This is a genomic window from Catenuloplanes nepalensis, assembly GCF_030811575.1.
In the GTDB taxonomy this organism is placed as follows: Bacteria; Actinomycetota; Actinomycetes; order Mycobacteriales; family Micromonosporaceae; genus Catenuloplanes; species Catenuloplanes nepalensis.
Window position 1 is genome coordinate 8,222,430 of sequence record NZ_JAUSRA010000001.1, and the last position, 22,148, is coordinate 8,244,577.

17 protein-coding genes, 2 tRNA genes and 3 pseudogenes are annotated in these 22,148 nt (G+C 68.2%); 12 read left to right on the forward strand and 10 right to left on the reverse strand.

What is annotated here, in order from left to right:
• Positions 1-9 precede the first annotated feature (9 nt).
• From J2S43_RS35705 to J2S43_RS35720, 4 genes and pseudogenes are all read right to left on the reverse strand, one after another.
• On the reverse strand, positions 10-507 hold the full coding sequence (locus tag J2S43_RS35705; protein ID WP_306836725.1) for a glycine-rich domain-containing protein: 498 nt from the start codon (positions 505-507) through the stop codon (positions 10-12).
• A gap of 261 nt (positions 508-768) precedes the next feature.
• Positions 769-933, reverse strand: a complete 165-nt coding sequence (locus tag J2S43_RS35710) for a hypothetical protein (RefSeq protein WP_306836727.1) — start codon at positions 931-933, stop codon at positions 769-771.
• 967 nt (positions 934-1,900) lie between these two features.
• Positions 1,901-3,176 (reverse strand): annotated as a pseudogene (locus J2S43_RS35715) (IS701 family transposase); the annotation flags it as partial.
• 165 nt (positions 3,177-3,341) lie between these two features.
• Positions 3,342-3,935, reverse strand: a complete 594-nt coding sequence (locus J2S43_RS35720) for an EcsC family protein (RefSeq protein WP_306836731.1) — start codon at positions 3,933-3,935, stop codon at positions 3,342-3,344.
• 1,500 nt (positions 3,936-5,435) lie between these two features.
• Between J2S43_RS35720 and J2S43_RS35725 the strand changes: the two genes are divergently transcribed.
• A tRNA-Ser gene (locus tag J2S43_RS35725) sits at positions 5,436-5,525 on the forward strand.
• A gap of 53 nt (positions 5,526-5,578) precedes the next feature.
• A tRNA-Arg gene (locus J2S43_RS35730) sits at positions 5,579-5,651 on the forward strand.
• Between the two features lie 49 nt (positions 5,652-5,700).
• Here J2S43_RS35730 and J2S43_RS35735 read toward each other — a convergent pair.
• Positions 5,701-6,510 (reverse strand): tyrosine-type recombinase/integrase, encoded by an 810-nt coding sequence (locus J2S43_RS35735; RefSeq protein WP_306836734.1) that lies wholly within the window; start codon positions 6,508-6,510, stop codon positions 5,701-5,703.
• Between the two features lie 36 nt (positions 6,511-6,546).
• Between J2S43_RS35735 and J2S43_RS35740 the strand changes: the two genes are divergently transcribed.
• Together J2S43_RS35740 and J2S43_RS35745 are read left to right on the forward strand one after the other, a co-directional pair.
• A complete protein-coding gene (locus J2S43_RS35740) occupies positions 6,547-7,056 on the forward strand; it encodes a hypothetical protein (RefSeq protein WP_306836736.1) in 510 nt (169 codons plus the stop codon).
• Between the two features lie 609 nt (positions 7,057-7,665).
• Complete coding sequence (locus J2S43_RS35745; protein ID WP_306836738.1) at positions 7,666-7,950, forward strand: NmrA family NAD(P)-binding protein; 285 nt, start codon at positions 7,666-7,668, stop codon at positions 7,948-7,950.
• Positions 7,951-8,127: 177 nt separating this feature from the next.
• Here the strand turns inward: J2S43_RS35745 and J2S43_RS35750 are convergent, their stop codons facing one another.
• Positions 8,128-8,757 carry a TetR/AcrR family transcriptional regulator gene (locus J2S43_RS35750; RefSeq protein WP_306836740.1) on the reverse strand — a complete coding sequence of 210 codons (630 nt, stop codon included), beginning with the start codon at positions 8,755-8,757 and terminating at the stop codon, positions 8,128-8,130.
• Positions 8,758-8,920: 163 nt separating this feature from the next.
• On the opposite strand from J2S43_RS35750, the gene J2S43_RS35755 reads away from it, so the two are divergent.
• Entirely contained in the window at positions 8,921-9,826 is a 906-nt protein-coding gene (locus tag J2S43_RS35755) for an NADP-dependent oxidoreductase (RefSeq protein WP_306836742.1), read from the forward strand.
• A 128-nt stretch (positions 9,827-9,954) separates the two neighbouring features.
• On the forward strand, positions 9,955-10,875 hold the full coding sequence (locus tag J2S43_RS35760) for an NmrA family NAD(P)-binding protein (protein ID WP_306836744.1): 921 nt from the start codon (positions 9,955-9,957) through the stop codon (positions 10,873-10,875).
• A 235-nt stretch (positions 10,876-11,110) separates the two neighbouring features.
• Here the strand turns inward: J2S43_RS35760 and J2S43_RS35765 are convergent.
• Positions 11,111-11,938 (reverse strand): annotated as a pseudogene (locus J2S43_RS35765) (IS701 family transposase); the annotation flags it as partial.
• Between the two features lie 40 nt (positions 11,939-11,978).
• Here J2S43_RS35765 and J2S43_RS35770 point away from each other — a divergent pair.
• From J2S43_RS35770 to J2S43_RS35780, 3 genes are read left to right on the forward strand one after another with little or no spacing between them, the layout of a single operon-like run.
• Positions 11,979-13,328, forward strand: a complete 1,350-nt coding sequence (locus J2S43_RS35770) for a site-specific integrase (protein ID WP_306836746.1) — start codon at positions 11,979-11,981, stop codon at positions 13,326-13,328.
• Positions 13,325-14,275, forward strand: a complete 951-nt coding sequence (locus tag J2S43_RS35775; protein WP_306836748.1) for a tyrosine-type recombinase/integrase — start codon at positions 13,325-13,327, stop codon at positions 14,273-14,275. The genes J2S43_RS35770 and J2S43_RS35775 overlap by 4 nt, the downstream gene beginning before the upstream one ends.
• Positions 14,272-15,261 carry a tyrosine-type recombinase/integrase gene (locus J2S43_RS35780; protein WP_306836749.1) on the forward strand — a complete coding sequence of 330 codons (990 nt, stop codon included), beginning with the start codon at positions 14,272-14,274 and terminating at the stop codon, positions 15,259-15,261. Before J2S43_RS35775 ends, J2S43_RS35780 begins: the two co-directional genes overlap by 4 nt.
• Positions 15,262-15,389: 128 nt before the next feature.
• On the opposite strand, the pseudogene J2S43_RS35785 reads toward J2S43_RS35780, so the two are convergent.
• Positions 15,390-15,713: pseudogene (locus J2S43_RS35785) on the reverse strand (transposase); the annotation flags it as partial.
• Between the two features lie 419 nt (positions 15,714-16,132).
• Between J2S43_RS35785 and J2S43_RS35790 the strand changes: the two are divergent.
• Positions 16,133-17,140: an NmrA/HSCARG family protein gene (locus tag J2S43_RS35790; RefSeq protein ID WP_306836753.1), complete on the forward strand. Its 1,008-nt coding sequence runs from the start codon at positions 16,133-16,135 to the stop codon at positions 17,138-17,140.
• Positions 17,141-17,173: 33 nt separating this feature from the next.
• On the opposite strand, the gene J2S43_RS35795 is transcribed toward J2S43_RS35790, so the two are convergent.
• Complete coding sequence (locus J2S43_RS35795; protein WP_306828526.1) at positions 17,174-17,581, reverse strand: hypothetical protein; 408 nt, start codon at positions 17,579-17,581, stop codon at positions 17,174-17,176.
• 11 nt (positions 17,582-17,592) lie between these two features.
• Positions 17,593-18,423, reverse strand: coding sequence for an IS5 family transposase (locus J2S43_RS35800; RefSeq protein WP_306828527.1), 831 nt, complete (start codon positions 18,421-18,423; stop codon positions 17,593-17,595).
• Between the two features lie 436 nt (positions 18,424-18,859).
• Between J2S43_RS35800 and gnd the strand changes: the two genes are divergently transcribed.
• Together gnd and J2S43_RS35810 are read left to right on the forward strand one after the other, a co-directional pair.
• Positions 18,860-20,311 carry an NADP-dependent phosphogluconate dehydrogenase gene (gene gnd / locus J2S43_RS35805; protein WP_306836755.1) on the forward strand — a complete coding sequence of 484 codons (1,452 nt, stop codon included), beginning with the start codon at positions 18,860-18,862 and terminating at the stop codon, positions 20,309-20,311.
• A 523-nt stretch (positions 20,312-20,834) separates the two neighbouring features.
• Positions 20,835-22,097, forward strand: coding sequence for an amidohydrolase family protein (locus J2S43_RS35810; protein WP_306836758.1), 1,263 nt, complete (start codon positions 20,835-20,837; stop codon positions 22,095-22,097).
• Positions 22,098-22,148 lie beyond the last annotated feature (51 nt).

Below are 22,148 nucleotides of genomic sequence, written 5' to 3' on the forward strand. Positions count from 1 at the left end.
GCTCCTTGGCTAAGTCACCCCGCCGCCAGGCTGGGGCGGGTTCGGCGGACAGCAGGACTCGGCTTCGCCGGCCCAGAATTCCATGTCGACCAGGTAGCCGGTGTCGTGCAGCGCCGCCAGCGTGTACGTGATGGCGGTGCCATCCAGCATGGCCTCGGTCAGGATCGGGCGGTGGTGCACGAAGTGGCCCGCGATCTGGTCGCAAGCGGCGGAGTAGGGTTCGCTGTTCTGAAGGACGGCGTGCCACACAGCGTCGACCGGGGCGGTCGGAACGACCCGGTAGACCTCACCGGTCGGCATGAGCATTCCGTATTTGTCGTCCTTACCGATCGAGTCGGCGTACGCCTTGAGGAACACCAGCCACTGCTTCACCGCGCGCTCGGCGTAGCGCTGGGTGACTTCCTGCCGCTTGGCGAAGTAGTCCACGAGCTTGCCGAACACCTCCACGGTTACGAGCGTGGCGGGGTCCTTCGCGGCTGTGTCGCGCCTATCCACGGTGACCGTCATGCGACGATCTCCTTTCGGGTGTGCTGCTGCGGAGATTCGGTCCCCGCGCCGCTGTGCACTTTCGCCCGGTCCTGGCCGTCTGCTTGGAAGGTCGGCGGTCAGGACCGGGAGCTATTGGACCGGCATCTCGAACTCGGGCGCGTCTGAGGAAGGCGCGACCTCGACCTGCTCATGCCCGATGCCTCGGCTCGGCGCAATCGCGGTTTCGGCCGAAGCGCTGAACTAGCCGCATGGACGGAGCCCTGCACGGCATCATGGGAGTCACCCGGCTGGACGCACCGCAGCGGGCAGCGCCAAGACTCGCGCTATCACCGTCACCTCGCCCCGCGCTGCGCCGTCCACCAACTCGGTGCCGACGATGGTCACCCACTCCATGCTCGGGAACCGCCGCAGATCGGCACCGACTTCCCGCACGATCAGTTGCATCGGCCCGGTAACACCGCAGAGATCAGACTGTTGGAGATCCAAACGGTCACCGGGAGCGATTATTCGTTGCAGAGCCGGAGCTACTGGCATCCGGTTAGGAGAATCGGCGCCTGTCATCTGCTCGCTCCAGCGGAAAGGCTTGCGAACGCCCGCCGAGCGTCGTAGCCGAACTCCTGGCCGAGGGTTCGCCTCGATAGCGTCACCGTGGTCGAGACCTGGGAAAGCACCTCGGTTGGCCCGTCGTACCAGAGCGGTTGCGATTTGACGAGCGCTGGGAGACCGGCGTGACGGGGCCTGTACGAGCGGCCCAAAAGCTGCCAGAAGTACACCGTGCACCTCCTGCGTGAGGGGCACGGCGGCTTATTGATCAAGGGGGATGCCGCCGTACCCGGTCCAAGCGGCACGACGGTCAGTCCGTGTTCAGGCTTCGTGACCACCGCGCTCACGTTGATAGTGGTGCGACGGTCACGAAGAGTGAAGGTAGAGGCGGTACGACTTTCGGAAGATCACCTTGGAACTGGTACGGGCCGTACTACTCGCGCTGGTCAGCTCTCCAGTCCGACAAGATCGGCGAGCTCCGTGAGATCCCGGGTCATCGCCCGGCGGTCCGGGTGGCCTCTACCCCAGCCAGACGCCTTCCTGAGGCTACAACGCGTTCTGCCATATTCCAGTTCCCAAACGGCGCTCCCACGTCAGGCACTCCGTCCTGCCCTTCCGTGGCTGAGGCGGAACCCGCACGCGTCGCCGTCCGCGACGGCGGCGAGCACGTACTGCCCGCCGGCATGACAGCTCAGGCAGAACCCGAATCCGCGCGTGGCAGCGGGCGCCGGCCCGGCGTCGGTGCGAGGCACGGCGACCGGAAACAGGCTCGGTTGCGCGGTCGCGGCGGTGCCTTGCCCTTCGATCAGCCGCAGCGGCGGCGGGTCGGTCGGTCCATCGGGAGACAACTCGTCGGGGTGTTCATCGGCTTCGTGCGCGCGCCGCGCCAGTGGGTGTCGTGGTCGGCGGGCTTCGGCTGGCGCCAGGTGGTGGCGAGCAGCCGTGCGGTCTCGGGGATGGTCAACGCGATCATGCCGGGCTCGGACGGTGGCCGCTGGTCGGGTGTGTGCGGGGGGCGGGGCTTGGGTGTCGGTCCGGGTTTTGAGGCGGGCAGCGGCGATCGCGCAGATGGCCAGAGCGGTCATGACCAGCACGGTGTGCCGGACGATCGCGGTGTGCAGGCGGGTTTGGCATTGATCGAGGCCGAAACGGTCCTTACCGAACTCGAACGTTTCCTCGACCGGCCAGCGCAGCCCGGCGGCCCGGACGAGTCTGGCCAGGGTCAACGGCTGCCCGTGCGGGACATAGCAGTAGTGAAAGGCCAGCTCACCAGTGCTCAGGTGCCGGCGGACGAGTAAGTGGTGGCGGGGTGAAATGGTCGCGATCCACGCCCACGCATACCAGCGCTGCCCCTTCGCGCCGGCACCGGCCGAGCGAACCTGCCACCGGCGTGCGCCGGTGGCGAGCTCGGTGATGGCGTTCGCGCAGGTCATCCGGGTTTCCGGGTGCAGGGTGAGCATGAAGGTCGAGGCGACGCGGAGCACATAGGCCTGCTGCCGGTCTTCGAGGAACTCCCGTAACTCGGTGCAGTTGCCGTAGACCTCGTCGCCGCAGACGAAATCGAAGACGACGCCGTCGGCGTAGGCGTCGGTGCGCAGGTCGATGGCCAGCTGCCCTTTGGTGCGAAACGCCGGCCCGTCCGCGATGCCCATCGCCGCTGCGGTGTCCGCATCGGCGAGGTGTTCGGCCGGAATCCATTGCCGCACGGCGATCAGCGCGTGTCCGACGCGTTCGCGCACGTAGGCCAGGTGCACCGTGTTGATCCCGTTCGCGACCCGGCCGGCGCAGCCCATGTACTGCCGTTTCACCCCGGCCGTCGCCGTGCCGGCCTTCTGCTGGCCGGTCTCGTCCAGCGCGCCGATCCGCAACCCCCGGCGCGTCCGACGCCCGGCCACGGTGTCCAGGCCGGTCACGACGAACCGCCGTACCGCACTCATCGCCGCCTGCTCGTCCCACACCGCCCGGTTCAGCAGCCGCTGGGTGCGATCCGGTGTCCGGTCCCCGGCCTGCTGCGCTATCGTCCACCCGTTACGTTTCGGGATCTCGCTGACCAGCGCCGATACATACCGGCCCGCGTGCTGCCACGTCTGCGTCCGCACGAAACACGACCGCAACCGCTCCAGCAACTCACCCGCCGACCGCAGCGTCTGCGCAGCCTCTATCCTGGCAGCAGCAGCCGCCTGCGATTTTGTTGTCTTCACACACACATGATCAACAGGCGGCTGTGTCTACTTTGCACACCACCCCCACCACATCCCAGCAGGTCAGACTGCTAATGGCGGCTGCCGTACTAACCTTCTGATCCGTAGTCAGTCTGATTCGGTTGGGTGGGATTCGGTTGGGTGGGAGAGGTGGCGGTAGTAGGCGATCGCGCGGGCGGTGAGCAGATCCGTGGCGGCGGCGTCGGTTAGTGCGGCCACCAGGACGGCGGCGCCGGGAATGAGGCGGGCGGCGGTGCGGAGGGCGAGCCAGCCGCCGATTCGGGCGGCCAGCGGGGTGGCCAGGCGCCAGATCCCCTCCAGCGGATGTGCGCGGAGGAGGCCGCCGCCGTGTTCGCTGGTCGCGTTGTCCAGTGCCGCCCTGGCACTCTCCCTGCTGGCGTGCAGGCGCAGCAGGACCAGGAGATCCACTGCTCGCTCCGGGTCCGTCGGATCGGCGCCGTAGGCGGCCGCCACCCGTAGGACCACGGATGCCTGCACCCAGGCCACGGAGGCGTACTCGACGACCGGTGCGTATCCGCCGGTGGTGGCGGCCAGCACGCCGGTCAGGGCGGAGGTGCGTGCTGACCGGATCGTCGCCAGCCGGGCCAGGCCGTCGGGGTCGGCGGCCGGATATAGATCCCGCATCTGGCGCGCCCAATCGCCGGCGCGCGGCCCGAGCGTCTCCACCGCGGACAATGCCATCAGCTCGCCCGCGTGGCCAGGTCGCTCGATGATCCCGGCCCGCACGCTCGCTGCGGCGGCTCCATTCGTCGGAACGGCCGGTGCGGCGCTGATCGGCGAAACGGATGTGGCAGGGATTCCAGTGGAAAGGGGTTCCGTGGCATGGATCGTCACGGGTTCCTCCGTGCGACTCGCTTCCGGCGCCGGTGCCTCGGCTCGCGCCACAGGCGTAGCCGCGACCTTTGATTGTCCGGGGGCCGGGGCGGCCCTCTCCTCCGGGACGTCGACCGATTCCCTCGTCGGTGTCGCGGCTGGTCTCGTCGCCTGAGGTTCGTCCCGCGCGGCGGCCGAAACCCCGGCCGAGGCCTTCACCTCCGGCGTCGCCACTACCTCCGGCGTCGCCACAACCTCCGGCGTCGCCGGAGCCATCCGCTCGGACGAGGCTGAAGGAACCGCCTCCGGCGCAGCCGAAGTCACCGGCGCAGCCGACGTCACCGGTTCTGACGAGGCCGGAGTAATCGCCTCCGGCGCGGCCGGAATCTTTGCCTCGACGGTGACCGGAACGGTCACCTCTGACGTGGTGGGTGCATCCGCCTCAGGCGTGGCCCGAGTCTTGGAGCGGGGTCTCGCCGGGATCGTGGTCGGTGCGTCGGTCTGCGGCTCTGCTGGGAGGAGCACCGGCTCGGAGCGTTTGGCGGGAAGCCGACGGCCCGCGGGCGTCTTCTTCGTGGCCTTGGTCACCTTGGTGGGCCTGGCCGGAGCGGAGCCGGTCGTTGCCGAGGGTGCTGACGTCGCGTCGGCGGTCGCCGAAAGGCTCGGAGGCGTCGGGACGTCCGGCGTGGCCGGTGCATCCGGAACCGGCTCCACGGAGCCCTTCACGGTTTCGGCTTCGAGAGGCGCGGTGGTTTCCGAAGGCGCCGCACTTTGTGGCATTTCCACTGGTGAAGACTTTGCCGATGGTGTGGCTCGGCGGGGTGCCGGCGCCTTTCGAGGTGCCTGCGGAGTCGTCTTTCGCGGGGTGGCAGCCTTCCGCGCCGGCGATTTCCGCTCAGATGGCGTGTCCACCGTCACATCAGGTGATGTCGGGGTGGGCGGGGCTTCGTCCCGTACCCCCGAAGGCTCTGGATTTTGGGCTTTCTCACCCGCTTTGACCTGCGGTGGAACCGTCGGAGGCGCGACCGGCGGCTGGAACGTCACCACCGGCGGCGGCGCCTTGCGCCCCTCACCCCGGCCGGCCTCCCGCTCGGCGCGCTCCGGCTCCGCAGCCCGGAACGGTGCCCGCGACGGCTGCGCCCGGCCGCTCGTGCGTTTCGCCGCCCGGCTCGGCTCGCCATCGCCCGCCGTGTCCTCCGCATGGTCCTCCATGCCCAGGTAGCCTAGCTGTTGACCACGGTTTTGCAGTCCGGAGACCGTGCCAGGATCTCCGCCGCTAATCCCGTTTCGGCGTGGTCGGGGAGGTTGCTTTGCCCGCACCACACCGGGCACGGTATCCTCGTTCCGCGGCGGCCCCAGGGCTGCCGAGGAGACTTCGCCTAGTCTGGTCTATGGCGCCGCACTGCTAATGCGGTTGGGGCTAACCGCCCCTCCCGGGTTCGAATCCCGGAGTCTCCGCGCGAAAGTCAGGTGTGTATGCTGACTGAGCAAGCAAGGAAGTAGCAAGGCAAGCGCCCGTAGCTCAATGGATAGAGCATCTGACTACGGATCAGAAGGTTAGGGGTTCGAGTCCCTTCGGGCGCACAAACAGAAATGGCCTCCCACTGCAGGTGGGAGGCCATTTTTCATTGGACTATGCCGTTATCGGGAACGTGATGATCTTGGCTAGACCGGGCTCCGTTGCAAGATCCGTTGCAAAACCCTTGGTGAGTGTATCGACATTCTTCTCTTTGCGCTGCTTCTTGGCCTTCTTCTTCGACTTCTTGGCCGGCTTCTCTGGCCGGCCGAAGATGAGGTCGCTGATACGCCGCGATGCCTCTTGCCGTAGCTCGTCGATGACGTGCTGATAGCGGCGCAGCATTCGCCGGTCCGACCAGCTCATGACCGCCATGACGGTCCGCTCGTCGACGCCCAGGAGTAGCAGCATGGTGGCCGCGGTGTGTCGGCCGTCGTGTACGCGCGCGTCGCGCACGCCGGCGAGGCGCAGAATCTCTTTCCAGTCGAGCCAGTCGGCCCGCGCGTCGATCGGTCGCCCGTTCGGCTGACACCAGACCAGGTCGTGCTCTTCCCAGGTGTCGCCGGCGGTCCGTCGTTCTTGGTCCTGGTGGCGCTTGTGCTGTACGCCGAGCGCGATCATCTGGTGTGCGAGCGCGATGCGTCGCCGTCCCGCATCGCTCTTGGTGTCGGTGAAGACGATCCCGCCGTTCTTGCGTTGCGGGCAGGACTGCGCGTGCTCCGTGCAACCGGTCGCGCGATACGCGGTGTTGCCGTGAGTACGGTGGCCATCAGCTCGCTCGCGGCGACGGCGTGAGATCAGGCAACTGACAGACGGGAGGGTGCCCTGATGGCCAACCGCAATGTGGGGAAGCAGTTCACGCAGGCGCTGGGCGCCCTTCTCGCCGGTCAGGGCTTCGTCCGTGCCGGCCGCAGGCACCTCTTCCACCACTGGTCACCGGCGGGCGACGCGGTCCTCGTCGAGATGCAGCGGGCCTCTGGCATGGGGCCTGGCACGGTCGGTTTCTACCTCAACATCGGCCTCGTGCTGGGGCCGATGTGGGAGGCGTCGAAGCGCCGCCGTGCTCTTAGCGCCGATGATCTGCCGGCTACCACCGACCTGCTCCGGTTCGACCGGCTCCGTGTCCCCGGCCCGGATCGCGAGGAAACTTGGCTGCTGACCGAGCGAACTCTTCCAGACATGATCGATCTGCTTGAGCGTGCTGTCGAGGAGCAGCTTCCCGCCCAGCTGAGCGTGCTCGACCGGGAGACGACGCTGAGGAACCCGGAAGGGCTGTTCAAGGCCCGGGCCTGGCGTTATCGGGCGTGGATTCTGGCCGACGCCGGCCCGTCGCAGGAGCTGGACGACCTGCTCACCTGGGCCGAATCCGAGGGCTACCACGCCGTACACCTCGATCCAATCCGTGAGTGGGCGACCGCGAGAACCTCCTCCACGCGGTGGGTTTTGGATCAGAGCCGCGGATCAGAAGGTTAGGGTTTCGAGTCCCTTCGGGCGCACAGAAGATCAAGGCCGTGAACTGCGGAAACAAGGGTCACGGGCTTTTTTGTTTCCCACTCCCGGCTCGGATCATCCCACTGGTTGGGAGCGTGGTGATCGGATGGTGATCGTGTGTCGAAAGCTGTCGCCTCCATAGTGGATCGCGCAGCTGAGCTGGGCCTTTGAGGCGGTGAGGAAGCTACCACAGCCACCTTCTCGAACTACGGTGAGTAACCGCGAGTGAGGATGAAGGTCGCCGCCACGCGGGGCGAGAATCGCGGGTAGGTCGTCGAGCGCCTGCCGGCGCCAGGCCGGCTGGAGATCGTCGCAGTCGTAGCAGTGCTGATCCTGCAGAAAACTGCTCGACGCCGTCCTCGACGTGGAGGGGATCGCTTGCCTCATGGACCAGGTGCTGCCTCTGATCGGCGCAACCCCCACCAGCTGAATCCCTTTTCGGCCGGCTGCTGGATTCCGCGGTGTACCCGCTCGGTCCGCCTCTGACGAGGCAGAGTTTCAACTAGGTACAACCATGACTCGATACGGTAATGTATCTGGTTAGCGGACGACTGCCGACTTGACCCGAACCACCGAAAGGTAGGACGTGCTGTGACATCCGAGAACAAGGCGAAAGTGTTGATCACCGGGGCGACCGGGATGCAGGGTGGCGCCGCCGTCCAGGCCCTCCTGCGTGCGGGACACCCCGTGACCGCGTTCGTGCGTGACCCGTCGTCGGCTGCCGCTCAGGCGCTCGCCGGGCATGGCGTCGCTCTCGCGGCCGGAGATCTGGACGACGCTGCATCTCTGGAGGCTGCCAGCGCCGGACACGACGCGGTCTTCTCCATGCAGATGCCGGGCGTCGACCCGGCCGATCCCGGCGCCGAGCAGCGTTAACCCGGCAACCCTGGTGACCTCTGCGCGACGTCTGAGTGAGAACGAGCTTCTGAGATCGAATGAGGCCCTGAACCGAGTCCAGCTCATTCGTTCCAGGGTGTGCCCAGTCGTGGCAGGTGGGCCCGGCGGGAGTGACCGCACGGGATCATTCGACCGGGCGCGGTGCAGGGCTGAGGGTTATCGGAGCAGAGGCATGAGGACGCCGTCGACGATCTGTGCGATGTCGTCGTCACTGATCGGGCGGTCGTGGACGGCCCCCCAGTGGATGAGGAGGGCGATGGCGGCGGAGACCGCGATCGGGTGTCCATTCTGCGTTTGGTTGCGTCGGGCGGGAAGGTCGCCACGTTGCACCGCGTGGTCCAGCACGCCGGTGAGAGCCTGGTGCAGGGAGTCGACGTAGCGCACTCGGATGAGGCTGCACAGCTCCGGCTCCTGGCGGGCCGTGTCCAGCAGGGCCGCGACCAGGTCGACCCGGGAGGTGTCCTGACCGCCCGTGATGCTGACCAGGGTGGCGAAGAGCTCGTCGCGCAGGCGCCCGCTGCCGATGATGACCGGCACGACGTCGTCGGTGAGTCCCGCGTGGCTGAGGGCTTCGGCGGCGAGTTCGGCGCGCGACTGCCAGCGCCGGTACACGGTCGCCTTGCCCACTCCCGCTCGTGCCGCGGCCTTGTCCATGGTCAAGGCCGGGTAGCCGCCCTCGACGAGCAACTCCGTCGACGCCCGCAGGATCAGGGCGTCCCGGGCGGGGTCGCGGGGCGGTCCGGAGACGCCGGGGGGCCGCCGCAGCTGGGCACCGGGTTGAGACATGGAGCTCTCCTCGTGAACTGGGACCATCTTGTCTTGAGTATAGCTAGGCTGCTACCGTCAGTGAATACCCGGAACATTCATGTATCGGGTTGAGATGCGCGATTCAAAGTGAGGTGGCGTAGTGAGGGCCGTAGGTTTCACCGAGTTCGGCGGTCGTGAGGTCATGCGGGTGCTGGAGCTGCCCGAGCCGCATGCGGGATCGGGGCAGGTGCGGATCCGGGTGGCTGCCGCGGCCGTGCACCCGGCCGACGCCAACATTCGCAGCGGGCTCTCCGCCAAGTACAGCCCGGAGACGAACCCACCGTCGGAGGTGTACGTCGTGGGCTGGGAGGTGGCCGGGACGATCGATGAGGTCGGAGACGGAACCCGTCCGGAGTTGACCGTCGGCGCCGAGGTGATCGCGGTGACGGAGCCGAAGCTGGACCAGGGTGGGCAGGCGCAGTACGTGGTCGTGCCGGCGGAACAGGTGGTCCTCGCGCCGAAGGGGGTCGACCTGACGGCGGCCTCGACCTTGCTGATGGCCGCGCTGACCGCGCAGATGGGCCTGGACGCGCTGAACTTGGCGCCGGGAGCGACGGTGGCGGTGACCGGTGCCGCCGGTGGGATCGGTGGTTACGCCGTGCAGTTGGCCAAGGCGGCCGGGCTGACGGTCATCGCCGACGCCGCGGACAAGGACCGTGACCTCGTCACCAGCCTGGGTGCCGATCACGTGCTCCCGCGCGGTGACGGGTTCCCCGATGGGGTCCGCCGTCTGCGCCCCGACGGCGCGGACGGGGTCATCGACGGCGGATCGGTGGGCGAGGCGGTGGCCGCAGCGGTACGCGACGGCGGCGTGATCGCGACGGTCAAAGGGTTCACCGGCAACACCGACCGTGGGGTGAGCTGGTTCCCCGTCTTCGTCTACGACCGCATCCGCGACACGGCAGCTCTGACGCGCCTGCGTGACCAGGCCGAGTCCGGTGCCCTCACACTGCGCGTCGCGGGCACCTACCCGCTGGAACAGGTCGCCGAAGCGCACCGGCTCGTCGAGGAGGGCGGCGTGCGAGGCCGCCCCGTGCTGGTGTTCTAAGCCAAGGACCCAGCGCCCCGGCCACCTCAGCCCTGGCCGGGCGTGGCGATGCTGCACCACGTTCGACGGCCACCGGCCGTTCTGCGTTTCAACTGACCTTCAACGATCAAGCGAAAGTAAGGCTTGCCATGACATCGAACGACAAGGCCAAGGTACTGGTCACCGGGGCAACCGGAATGCAGGGCGGCGCCGTCGCCCACGCGCTCCTGCGCGCAGGACACCCCGTCACCGCCCTCGTGCGCAACCCCTCCTCGACCGCCGCCCAGGCCCTGGCCGCCCAGGGTGCCGTTCTGGCCACCGGGGACCTGGAGGACGTCGCCTCCCTGCAGGCGGCCGCCGTCGGACACGACGCGGTCTTCTCCGTGCAGCTGGCCAGTGTCGACCCGGCCGATCCCGCCGAGTCCCGCCAGGCCGGCAACATCGTCACCGCCGCCCAGGCCGCCGGCACTCAGCTGCTGCACACGTCGGTGTCGGCGACCGGGTGGCGCAGCCAGCACCCGGACGTCGAGGTGACCGACCCGGTGATGAAGGAGTACTGGAACCAGAAGGAGAAGACCGAGGACGTGATCCGGCGCTCAGGGCTGCCGCGCTGGACCATCTTCAAGCCCGCCTGGTACATGGAGAACTTCCTCCCGCCCAGGCAGGAGTACATGGCCCCCGACCTGCCTCAAGGGAAGCTGGTCACCGCCATGAGCCCGCAGACCGAGCTGGCGCTCATCTGCGCCGACGACCTCGGTGCCGCTGTAGCTGCCGCCGTCGCCGAGCCCGACAGGTTCCACGAAGCCGAAATCGAACTCGCCGGCGATGCGCTGACCTACCCGCGGATGGCCGACATCCTCTCCCAGGCCACCGGCCGTGAGATCACGACCGACTTCATCTCCCTGGAAGAGGTCACGCAGCGCTCCGGCGCATCCGCAGCGTTCGGCGACGTCTTCAACGACCGGGTCGGCTACCCCGCACGCCCCCACCACGCCGCCGCCTACGGTCTGACCACGACGACCTTCGCGCAGTGGGCAGCACAGCAAGACTGGAGCACCGTCACTGCCTGAACGCCGCTGAACTTGCGCAACCGTCCAGCTCCACGAGCACAGCGACGGTCCTAGTACTGCTACGGCGGTTCGTACCCTTCGAGGCGTTCGAGTCGTTTGCGGTAGTGGGTGTCGCGGGCTCGTCGTATGCAGAGCCGGCGGAAGTCTGACCAGGCCAGCACGTGCTTGGTTGTATGCGTGACGGTCAGGATGAGGGTGGCGAACAGGCGCCTGATCTCGTTGCTGGTCAGCGGGATCAGGCTGTCTTCGTTCGCCTGGCCGGGGGTTTGCTGGTAGCGGCTTCGGTGGCGCGGATGAGGGTTAGGAACGCGGCGGCGGCCATGGCCAGGGTGATGTGGGCGTACCAGGCGTCGTAGCGGCGGACCTGGTACTGGTCCATCCCGACCTCGTTCTTGGCCGTCTGGAAACTCTCCTCGACCGCCCACCTCGCGCCCGCGGTCGCCACCAGGGTGCGTAGCCGGGTGCCCCGCGCCCCGAAACACACGTAGTAGGCCAGCTCGCCGGTGCTGATGCTGCGGCGGGCCAGGACCCAGCCGCGGCGCCCTTGCGCAAACTCGGCGCGGATCGGGACGCTGACCCAGTCGTAGACGCGCGGCCCGTGGGCGCCGTCACCGCAGGACATCCGCCGCCACGCCCCGGCCCGGACCTTACCGATCAGTTCGTCGACACGGGTGGTGGTGTTCAGCCCGGACGGCACTTCATGATCCTTGCGGGTGGCCAGCACATACGCGATGTCGTGTTCTTCGCACCATTCCCGCAGCTTGCGATGCTGCCCATACGCCTCGTCGCCGGTGAACCAGGCGAACGGCACCTTCGCCTGCACCGCCCGTTCCAGCATGGACTGTGCCTGCTCGGGCTTGGTGGCGAACTCCACCTCGTCCGGGACGTGCGCCCGGCGGCAGCGGTCCCGATCGGTGGTCCAGGACTGCGGCAGATACAACTCCCGGTCGATCAACGCCCGGCCGTGCCGGGTGTGATACGCCAGGAACACCCCGACCTGGCAGTTGTCGACCTTGCCGCTGGTACCGGTGTACTGCCGCTGGACCCCGGCCGAACCCTTGCCTTATGACGAGCCGACGGTTATGCCGCGTCACGCCTAACCGGTGCTGGTCAGCGCGCTGATTGGCCGGACGTCGGGCGGCATTACGCAATGGTTGTCCGTCGTGGTCGAGGGTTTCTCGTGTTTGGTCGATGGGTCCATCGACAGACAGGAGAACACCATGGACTCGGAGAATGTGGGACGGCGTCGCCGTCGGATCGTGGTGCCGGGACCGTTCGCGCCGTTCGCTGACGGGCTGCGCGAAAACCTGGTGGGGCAAGGATTCTCACCGGACACCATCGCCGATCATGTGCACCGGTTGGCGGACCTGAGCCGCTGGCTGGTCGAGCGAGGCTTGGTCACGAGCGAGTTGACCAGCATGCTCGTGCGGGAGTTTCAGCAGCAACGCCGGTCGGTTGGTGTCCGGGCCGGGACCGGCGACCGGGCGTTGGCGCCGGCGCTCGGGTATCTGCGCAGGCTCGGGGCGATCCCGCCGTCCGTAGTGATCGCCGCGGTGATGCCGGTGGATGTGTTGTTGGGCGATTACCGCCGGTACTTGGAAGACGAACGCGGGCTGGCCGCGGGAACGGTGAAGCACTATCTGCGATGCGCTCGGACGTTCTTGACCGGGCTGGCTGGGCCGTTGGAGGAAGCGCTGCCGGGGCTGTCGGCCGGGCAGGTCATCGACTTCGTGCGGGGCTGGAGCACACGACGGCATAGTCCGGCGTTGGACATGGTGACGCTGCCCGCGCTGCGATCGCTGCTGCGGTTCTTGCACCTGTCCGGGCGCGTTCCGACCGGGTTGGCCGGTGCGGTCCCGGCTGGGCGGGGCCGGCCCCGCAACATGGCCCGCCAGCGGGCGGATGGCGAGCAGGTCCGGGCGGTGCTGGCCGGCTGCGATCGCGGCAGCGCGGTCGGCCGTCGGGACTACGCGATTCTGCTGATGCTGGCCCGGCTGGCAGTGCGCGGCGGTGAGGTGGCCCGACTGGAGTTGGCCGACATCGACTGGCGGGCAGGCGAGTTGACTCTTCATGGCAAGGGCGGCCGGGTCGATGTGTTGCCGTTGCCGGCTGATGTCGGCGCGGCGATCGCCGACTACCTGCTGCACGCCAGACCGGCCACCACCGCGCGGAGCGTGTTCATCACGGTGAAGGCGCCGTTCACCGGGCTGGCGACCTCGTCGGTCACCGTGCTGGTCGGCGCTGCTTGCGCGCGGGCCGGGGTGTCGCGGTTCGGGCCGCACGGGATGCGACACGCGGCGGCCTGCGATCTACTCGCGGCCGGCGCGTCAATGCAGGAGATCGGGCAGCTGCTGAGGCATGCCCAGCAGCGCACCACCGCGATCTATGCCCGGCTGGACCAGGCGCGGCTGGCCGAGTTGGCCAGGCCCTGCCCGCAAGGAGCGCCGCGATGAGCATCCGCACCCGGGCAGAGCAGTACCTGGCGATGCGCCGCAGTCTGGGCTTCAAGCTGCGCAGCGAGGGCCGGTCGCTGCTGGAGTTCGCCGACCGGCTCGATAACACCGGCCAGCCGACCGTCACCATCGCCACGGCGCTGGGGTGGGCGAGTGAGCCCGACGGCATCACCGCCGCGCGCAAGCGTCAGCGACTCGCGATAGTGCGCGGCTTTGCCCGCCACCTGGCCGCGTTCGACCCGGACTGCCAGGTCCCACCGCCCGGGCTGCTGCCCGGCCGGGCGCATCGACCGACTCCCTACCACTACTCGGTTGAGGAGGTCGCGGCGTTGGTGCACGCGGCGGGCACGATCGCCGCGCCGCTGCCCGCAGCCACGATGCAAGCGCTGATCAGCCTGCTGGCCGCCAGCGGCCTGCGCGTGGGTGAAGCCCTCGCCCTCAACCGCGAGAACATCGACCCGCACGCGGCGGCGGTGACGGTGACCGGCAAGAACGACCAGACGCGCCTGGTCCCGCTGCACCTGACCACAGTGACAATGCTCGCCGGCTATGCCGCACGCCGCGACCGGCTCTGCCCCACCCCGGTCTCTCCCGGTTTCTTCCTGACAACCACCGGCCGGCGAGTCCAGCATCGCGGCGTGCATCAAATCTTCACCAGGCTCCTGGCCACCGCCGACATCCATACCCCGCCCGGACGCCGCCGTCCCCGCATTCACGACCTGAGGCACACGTTCGCGGTCAACGTCCTGATCAACTGGTATTCCGCCGGCGTCGACGTGTCGGCACGGCTTCCGGTGCTCTCAGCGTTCCTCGGCCACAACAGCCCGGAAGCCACCTACTGGTATCTGCAGGCCACCCCGCAACTGCTGGCCCTGGCCGCGCAACGCCTCGACGCGGCAGCCCAGCAGGTCACCTCAGTCGCCCGAAGCGAGGCGGTCAGGCCATGACCGCGCTCGCACCGCTGCTGCAGACGTTCTTCACCGACCGGCTGATGACCCAATACGGCGCCAGCCCGCACACCATCGTCTCCTACCGCGACGCCCTGCGGCTGCTGCTCACCCACGTCCACCAGCAGACCGGGAAACTCCCTGCCCAGCTCGACCTGACCGACCTGGACGCCGTCGCCATCGGCGAGTTCCTGCACCACCTGGAAACGACGCGCGGCAACAGCGTCGCCACCCGCAACAACCGCCTCGCCGCGATCCACTCCCTGTTCCGTTACGTCAGCCTGCGCGCACCGGAACACGCCGACCTGATCGCCCGGGTCCTGGCCATCCAGACCAAACGGACCGCCTCCACGATCGTCAGTTTCCTTAACCCCGCCGAACTCGATGCCCTGCTGGGCGCCCCTGACACCACCACGTGGCACGGCCGCCGGGATCACGCTCTGCTTGTTCTCGCCGCGCAAACCGGCCTGCGGGTCGCGGAACTGACCGCGCTCACCGCTGGTGACCTCCGGCTCGGTGTCGGCGCGCATGTCTACTGCCGCGGCAAAGGTCGCAAGGACCGCTGCACCCCGCTGACCGCGCACACCGTCAGCATCCTGACCAACTGGCTCAACGCGTCCCGGCCCGCCGACACCGGCCCCCTGTTCACGACCCGTCATGGCACCCGTTTGTCCCACGACGCCGTCGCCGGCCTCGTGGCCAAACACGCCGCTACTGCAGCCCGCACCTGCCCATCACTGCAGGTCAAACATGTCACCCCGCACACCCTGCGCCACACCGCTGCCATGAATCTGCTCCACGCCGGCGTCGACATCACCGTTATCGCGCTCTGGCTCGGCCATGAATCCCCGACCACAACCCGGATTTACCTGCACGCCGACATGGCCCTCAAAGAACAAGCCATCGCCCGGACCACCCCGCCGAACACCGACCCCGCCCGCTACCAGGCCGGCGACGATCTACTCGCCTTCCTCGAACAGCTCTGACCTCGACCCCTCAACGGTTATGCCGCGGTCGAAGGCCGAACATCCGCCGGCCGACCCGGCATCCGCATCGACCGCGGCATAACCGTCGGCTCGTCATAAGGCAAGTAATGCCGAACTCGGCATTACACACCCTTCTTGATGAACCCGGTCTCGTCAGCGACCAGGACTCCGCCCTGGTCACCGATCGCGGCGACCAGGGCGGCCCGCACCTGGTCACGGACTGCGTCCCGGTCGAAACACGGACTGCACAGCAACGCCTGCATCGAGTCCGGAGTCTCATCCCCGGCCTGCTCGGCCAGGGTCCAGCCGTTACGCCGCTCCAGCGACGCCATCAACCCACGCAGATACTTACAAGCCTGCCAGCGGGTCTCCACCCGCCCGAAATGATGCGAAAACTCGAGGAAGAACTCCCTGAACGCGTCATCCCAGCCCTCTACCTGCGCAACCGTCACCACGCCTGGCAAACGATCCAGAACTACTCGAAGTCGTGATCCGCCGTAGCAGTACTAGACCTGTTCGTGGGAGGTAGAGGATCTCACCATGGGCGCACCCCCGCGCGCGGGGGTGGCCAAGCCCGCCGTCTACCGTCGTTGGGCCTCGCGCGAGGATCTGGTCGCTGACGCCGACCACAATTCGGCGGGCCTGCACCCCTCGGGTGTCGCGTCCCGGCGGTGCCGGCCGCCACGACCGCTCGTTACCCCGGATCGCGGAAACCCGGCGTGAGCGGTACATCGCCGGGCGGCGCGAGGGAATCGTCTCCTGCTCGCACCGCGCTGAAGCCCTTCCGGCCGGCTGCTCCATTCCACGGCCAGATCTGCTAAGCCGGCCACCGGCGGGCCTCCGGTCACGCAGCCCACAACTGAGAACAACAATGACTCGATACGATAATGTATCCGGTTTGCGGATCGTTTTGCCCGCATGTCAACCGATTAGTCAACCGAAAGCAGGGCGCGCTGTGACATCCGAGAACAAGGCAAAGGTTCTGGTCACCGGGGCGACCGGGATGCAGGGCGGCGCCGCGGTCCAGGCGCTCCTGCGCGCAGGACACCCCGTGACCGCGTTCGTGCGTAACCCCTCGTCGGCTGCCGCTCAGGCTCTCGCCGAACAAGGCGTCGCCCTCGCCACCGGAGACCTGAACGACGCCGCCTCCCTGGAGGCCGCCGGCGCCGGACACGACGCGGTGTTCTCCGTGCAGGCCGGCGTCAACCCGGCCGACCCCGGCGCCGAGCCACGCCAGGCCCGCAACATCGCCACCGCCGCCAAGCGGGCCGGCGTCACTCAGATCATCCACACATCGGTGTCGTCGACCGGGTGGCGCAGCCTGCACCCGGACGTCGAGGTGACCGACCCGTTGATGAAGGCGTACTGGGACGAGAAAGAAGCCGCGGAGGACGCGATCCGGCAGTCGGGCCTCGACCACTGGACCATCTTCAAGCCCGCCCTCTTCATGGAGAACTACCTCCGGCCCAAGCTGGACTACCAGTACCCCGATCTGCCTCAGGGCAAGCTGGTCACCGCCACGAGCCCGCAGACCGTACTGGCACTCATCAACACCGACGACTTCGGAGCAGCCGTCGCCGCAGCCGTGGCCGACCCCGGCACATTCCACGAGGCCGAGATCGACCTCGCCGGCGACGCGCTGACAACCACCGACATCGCCGACACCCTCACCAAGGCCGCCGGCCGCGAGATCACCGCTGTCTATGTCTCTCCAGAGGAGCAGGCCCAGCGCCTCAGTGCATCCGCGGCGTACTCCCAGATCTGGAACGACCTTGTCGGCTACCCCGCACGCCCCCACCACGCCGCCCGCTACGGACTGACCACGACCACCCTCGAACAGTGGGCAGCCAAGCAGGACTGGCACACCCCGGCCGCCTGAAATCGGGCAGCCCTCAGAGGGCGGTAAGGGAGATTACGTCCGTTTCTGGGTGAGGGTGAACAGTCCGGGTTCGGTCTCGGTCACGAGTTTGTGGTGGACCAGGCGTTTGAGCTTCGCGCGGGTGCCTTCGACGTGTGCCGGTGTGGGTTCGATGTCGAGGGCGAGGCAGATGCCCTTGGCGCGGATGCCGTCGGGTGCGGTGCCGAGGATGGTGAGGATCTGCTGGTAGGCGGAGCTGATCACGATCGGTTCCTCGGCGGTGAACTGGGCCGCGGCGATTGTTTTCAGGGTGGTCCGGGTGGTGGCGAGGTCGGCCAGTTCACGGTCGGTGCGGTCCAGTTCGGTGGTGAGCGCGCTGATCTGCTCGCGCAGCCGCTGCGCGGTCTGCGTCGCGGTGGTCTCCTGCGCGGTGATCAGGTCGAGGATCGTGTCCAGGTGCATCAGCGGGCCCGTTACCGGTCTCGCCAGGTCGGGGTGCTGGTCCCGGTCAGGCGGCGGGCCATGTTCGCTATCGATGCCCAGAGCGTGCGGGACACGCTCGATTCCGGGCGGCTCTCGTACTCACGCGCCAGGCGGCGGTGCAGCATCAGGGTGCCGTAGACCTGCTCGACGATCCACCGCTTCTTCACCGGCACGAACCCCGGCATCGTGTCGGAGCGTTTGACGACCTCGACGTCGATACCTGTCACGGCGCCGTGGACGGCGACGTCCTGTTTGAACCCGGCGTCGACCATCGCGACCGTGACGGTCGGGGCGTGCGCGGCGACCTTGTCCAGCAGCCGAATCCCGATGACGTTGTCGGTCACCGACGCGGCGGCCACGACCACGGCGACGATCAACCCGAGAGCATCCACGGCCAGGCCCCGCTTACGGCCCGGAACCTTCTTCCCCGCGTCTTTGCCGGTCGTGGCAGCCGGGACGTGGTTCGCGGCCCGCACCGACTGGGTGTCCAGCACCACCATGGTCGGGTCCTCGGCCCGGCCGGCCTTCTGCCGGGCCTGGCACCGCAGCAGATCATGGATGACCGCGTCGGTGCCGTCATCACGCCACAACCCGAAGTAGTAGTAGACCACCGGCTTCTGTGGCAGGTCATGCGGCAGATACGCCCACTGGCAGCCGGTCCGGTTCTGATACAGGATCGCGTTCACGACCTCCCGCAGATCCTGCTCACCGGTCCGGCCCGCGACCGACACCCGCCCCGCCCGCCACACGTCCAGAAACGGGCCGATCAACGCCCACTGCGCATCGCTGACGTCACTCGGATACGGCTTCCGATCACCCATGACCGGGCCAACACCCCACCCCGGCCACGGGACGCGACCAAGATTCACCCTTCACGCCATCGAGTGATCACTATCTATCATGAACCCGTAGAACGATCTCCAAACGGACTCAACGCATAGATCAACCCAAACGATCTCGAACCACCCTCTCAGGTCCCTGCGCAGACGTCGGCAGCCTGGTTCCGGGGGCGTGCTCGATGCGTGGCCCCGCCCGTGGCGCACGCCGTCAGCCGTCCCACGGCCCGTCTGACCTCGGCGTGACCGGCGCCCCGAAAGGCGAATGCCACCGCGGGCCCGCAACAGATGGGCGACCCGTCCGGGCAGCCGCCGGCCGCTCGCCCCTGGCGCCCCGCCACCGCCACCGCGACTGCGACCGCGACCGCCAAGAAGGTCGAGAAACTGCCCGCTGCCACACCGGCGTTGAAAGGGAATCGTCATGACAACCACTCCGCAAGCCAACATCGGCGTCATCGGTCTGGCCGTGATGGGCTCCAACCTCGCGCGCAACCTCGCATCGCGAGAAGGAAACACCGTCGCCGTCTACAACCGCACCTACGCCCGCACCAGCGACCTGATCGACCAGCACGGTCACCTCGGCCTGGTCCCCGCCGAGACGATCGACGACTTCGTCGGCTCCCTGACCCGGCCGCGCACCGCGATCATCATGGTGCAGGCCGGCGCGGGCACCGATGCCGTCATCGACCAGCTCGCCGAGCGCTTCGAACCGGGCGACATCATCGTCGACGGCGGCAACGCCAACTTCACCGACACCATCCGCCGCGAGAAGCAACTCCGCGCCAAGGACATCAACTTCGTCGGTATCGGCATCTCCGGCGGCGAGGAGGGCGCGCTCAACGGACCGTCGCTCATGCCCGGCGGCTCCGACGAGGCCTGGCAGACCCTCGGCCCGATCCTCACCTCGATCGCCGCCGTCGCCGACGGCGAGCCGTGTGTCACCCACGTCGGCCACGACGGAGCCGGCCACTTCGTCAAGATGGTCCACAACGGCATCGAATACGCCGACATGCAACTCATCGCCGAGGCCTACGACCTGATGCGCCGCATCGGCGGCAGCGACACCCGGGAACTGGCTGACATCTTCACCACCTGGAACCAGGGCGACCTGGAGTCGTACCTGATCGAGATCACCGCCGAAGTGCTCAAACAGACCGACGCGGAGACCGGCCGGCCACTGGTGGACGTGATCGCCGACCAGGCCGGATCCAAGGGCACCGGGGTATGGACCGTGCAGAACGCCGTCGGACTCGGCACCCCGGTATCCGGCATCGGCGAAGCCGTCTTCGCCCGCGCCGTCAGCTCCCGAAAAGCCCAACGCGCCGCCGTGCAAGCCATCACCGGCCCCCGGCCCGAACCCGCGCCCGTGCCCGACTCCTTCCACGACGACGTACGCGCGGCCCTGTACGCGTCCAAGGTGGTGGCCTACGCGCAGGGATTCGACCTCATCGTCGCCGGCGCACAGCAATACGGCTGGGACGTCGACCTCAGCGCCATCGCCAAGATCTGGCGAGGCGGTTGCATCATCCGCGCCCGATTCCTCAACCGCATCGTCGACGCGTACCAGAACACCCCCACACTGCAAACCCTGCTCGCCGACCCCTACTTCGCCCAGGCCATCGCCGGCGGCGAGGCTGCCTGGCGCCGCATCGTCGGGACGGCCGTGGCCTCCGGTGTCCCGGTCCCCGGCTTCTCCTCCGCCCTGGCCTACTACGACACGCTCACCGCCGACCGGCTCCCCGCCGCACTGATCCAGGGCCAGCGCGACTACTTCGGCGCCCACACCTACCAGCGCATCGACAAACCCGGCACCTTCCACACCCTGTGGTCCGGCGACCGCACGGAGATCATCGCGACCCCGTCCACCCATTGACCTACGGGTTGGTGGGCGAACCGGGATTCACGCGTTGAAGGCGTGAATCCCGGTGTGGTGTTGCGCACCGGTCAGCGGTTGATGGTCTTGGCGAGTCAGCCGGCGGTGCGGGAGATCCGTGAAGCAGGGGCTAGCGACCGAACTGTGACGAACGCGTTCGTTGCGAACGAGTTTTAATACTGTACTTTTCTAACGAACGCGTTCGTTCGGCTGATGGTCTCGAGGAGTTCCCATGTCTGCCACCCCGACAGCATCCAGATCATCTTCGCCACGGTCGCTGTCGTGCCGCTGGCAGCCTGGCCGCCGCCCTCGCGATCAAGCAGCTGCCACTGCGCGGCGGCGCAGGCCACCCAGACGGCTCCCGGCCCGTGCCGGTGACCGCCGACCCACAGGGCTGATGGCGACACCCCCGGGCCGTACGTCCGGCTGGGTGCCGACCGGACCGGAGCCACCAGGGATCCGTACGAACCAGCTTCACGACCTCCATGCCCAGCGGCTATCGCATTCCGAAAGGTGAACCACCATGACAACCGCCATCATCAACGTACGAATCTTCGACGGGACCGCGGTGCTCGATGCCACGACCGTGCTTCTGGACGGCGACCGGATCACTGCGGTGGGCGGTGAGCCGCCGGCGGACGCGGCGATCGTGGACGCGAAGGGTGCGACGCTGCTGCCCGGCCTGATCGACGCCCACGTGCACACCGACCCGGCGAACCTGGCCCTGGCTCTACGGTTCGGAGTGACGACCGAGCTGGAGATGCAGGGCACCAACACCCGGCACGACCGGGCGCACATCACCGAGAACGACACGGTCGCCGACGTGCGCTCGTCCGGGTTCGGGATCACCCCGCCCGGCGGGCATCCCAGCGAGCTGTTCCCCGCGGACTTCCGTCCCGGCCCGCCGCCCGGCGCGACCCCGCCGCCGGGTGCTCGACCGGCCGGCCCGCCGCCGGTGATGCCGTTCTCCGCCACACCGGAGCAGGTGGTGGGATTCATCCCGCAGCTGGTCGAGTCCGGCTCGGACTACATCAAGTTCATGGTCGACGACGGCAGCGTCGAGGGTCATCCCGGACTGCCCATGCTCGACCAGGCGACTCTTGATGCGGGCGTCGCGGCGGCCGAACGGCACGGCATGCTCACCGTCGCTCACGCGCTGACCATCGACGCCACCCGGATGGCGATCGAGGCCGGGATCGGCGGCCTGGCACACCTGTTCATGGACCGGCCGCACACCGGCGAGATCATCGAACTGATCGCCGGTTCCGGCGCGTTCGTCGTGCCGTGCGTGGTCCTCAACGCCTCGATGATGGGCATCACCGGCGGCGAACTCGCCGACGACCCCCGCGTGGCCTCCCGGCTGCCCGACGACTGGATGGCGACCCTGCGGTCCAGCTTCGGCCACTACCCGCAGGGCAGCCTCGCCGGCGTGCTCGCCTCCGTCAAGGCCCTGCACGACGCCGGAGTCGACATCCTGGCCGGCACTGACGCGTCGGTGGCGCTGCCCTTCCTCGGCGGTCTGGCCCACGGCGCCAGCGTCCATCACGAGCTGCAATATCTCGTACGGGCCGGGCTCACTCCGGTCGAGGCCCTGCGCGCGGCCACCAGCACTCCCGCCCGCCGGTTCAGCCTCGACGACCGCGGCCGCATCGCCCCCGGCCTGCGCGCGGACCTGCTGCTCGTCGACGGCGACCCGACCACCACCATCAGCGACACGCTCAACACCCGAGCAGTCTGGCGCCGCGGCACCCGCGTCGCCCTTGACGGCCTCACCACCGAGCGCTGATCCAGCCCGCAGAGCGAGCCCACAATGTTGTTGCAGACGAACGTGTTCGGT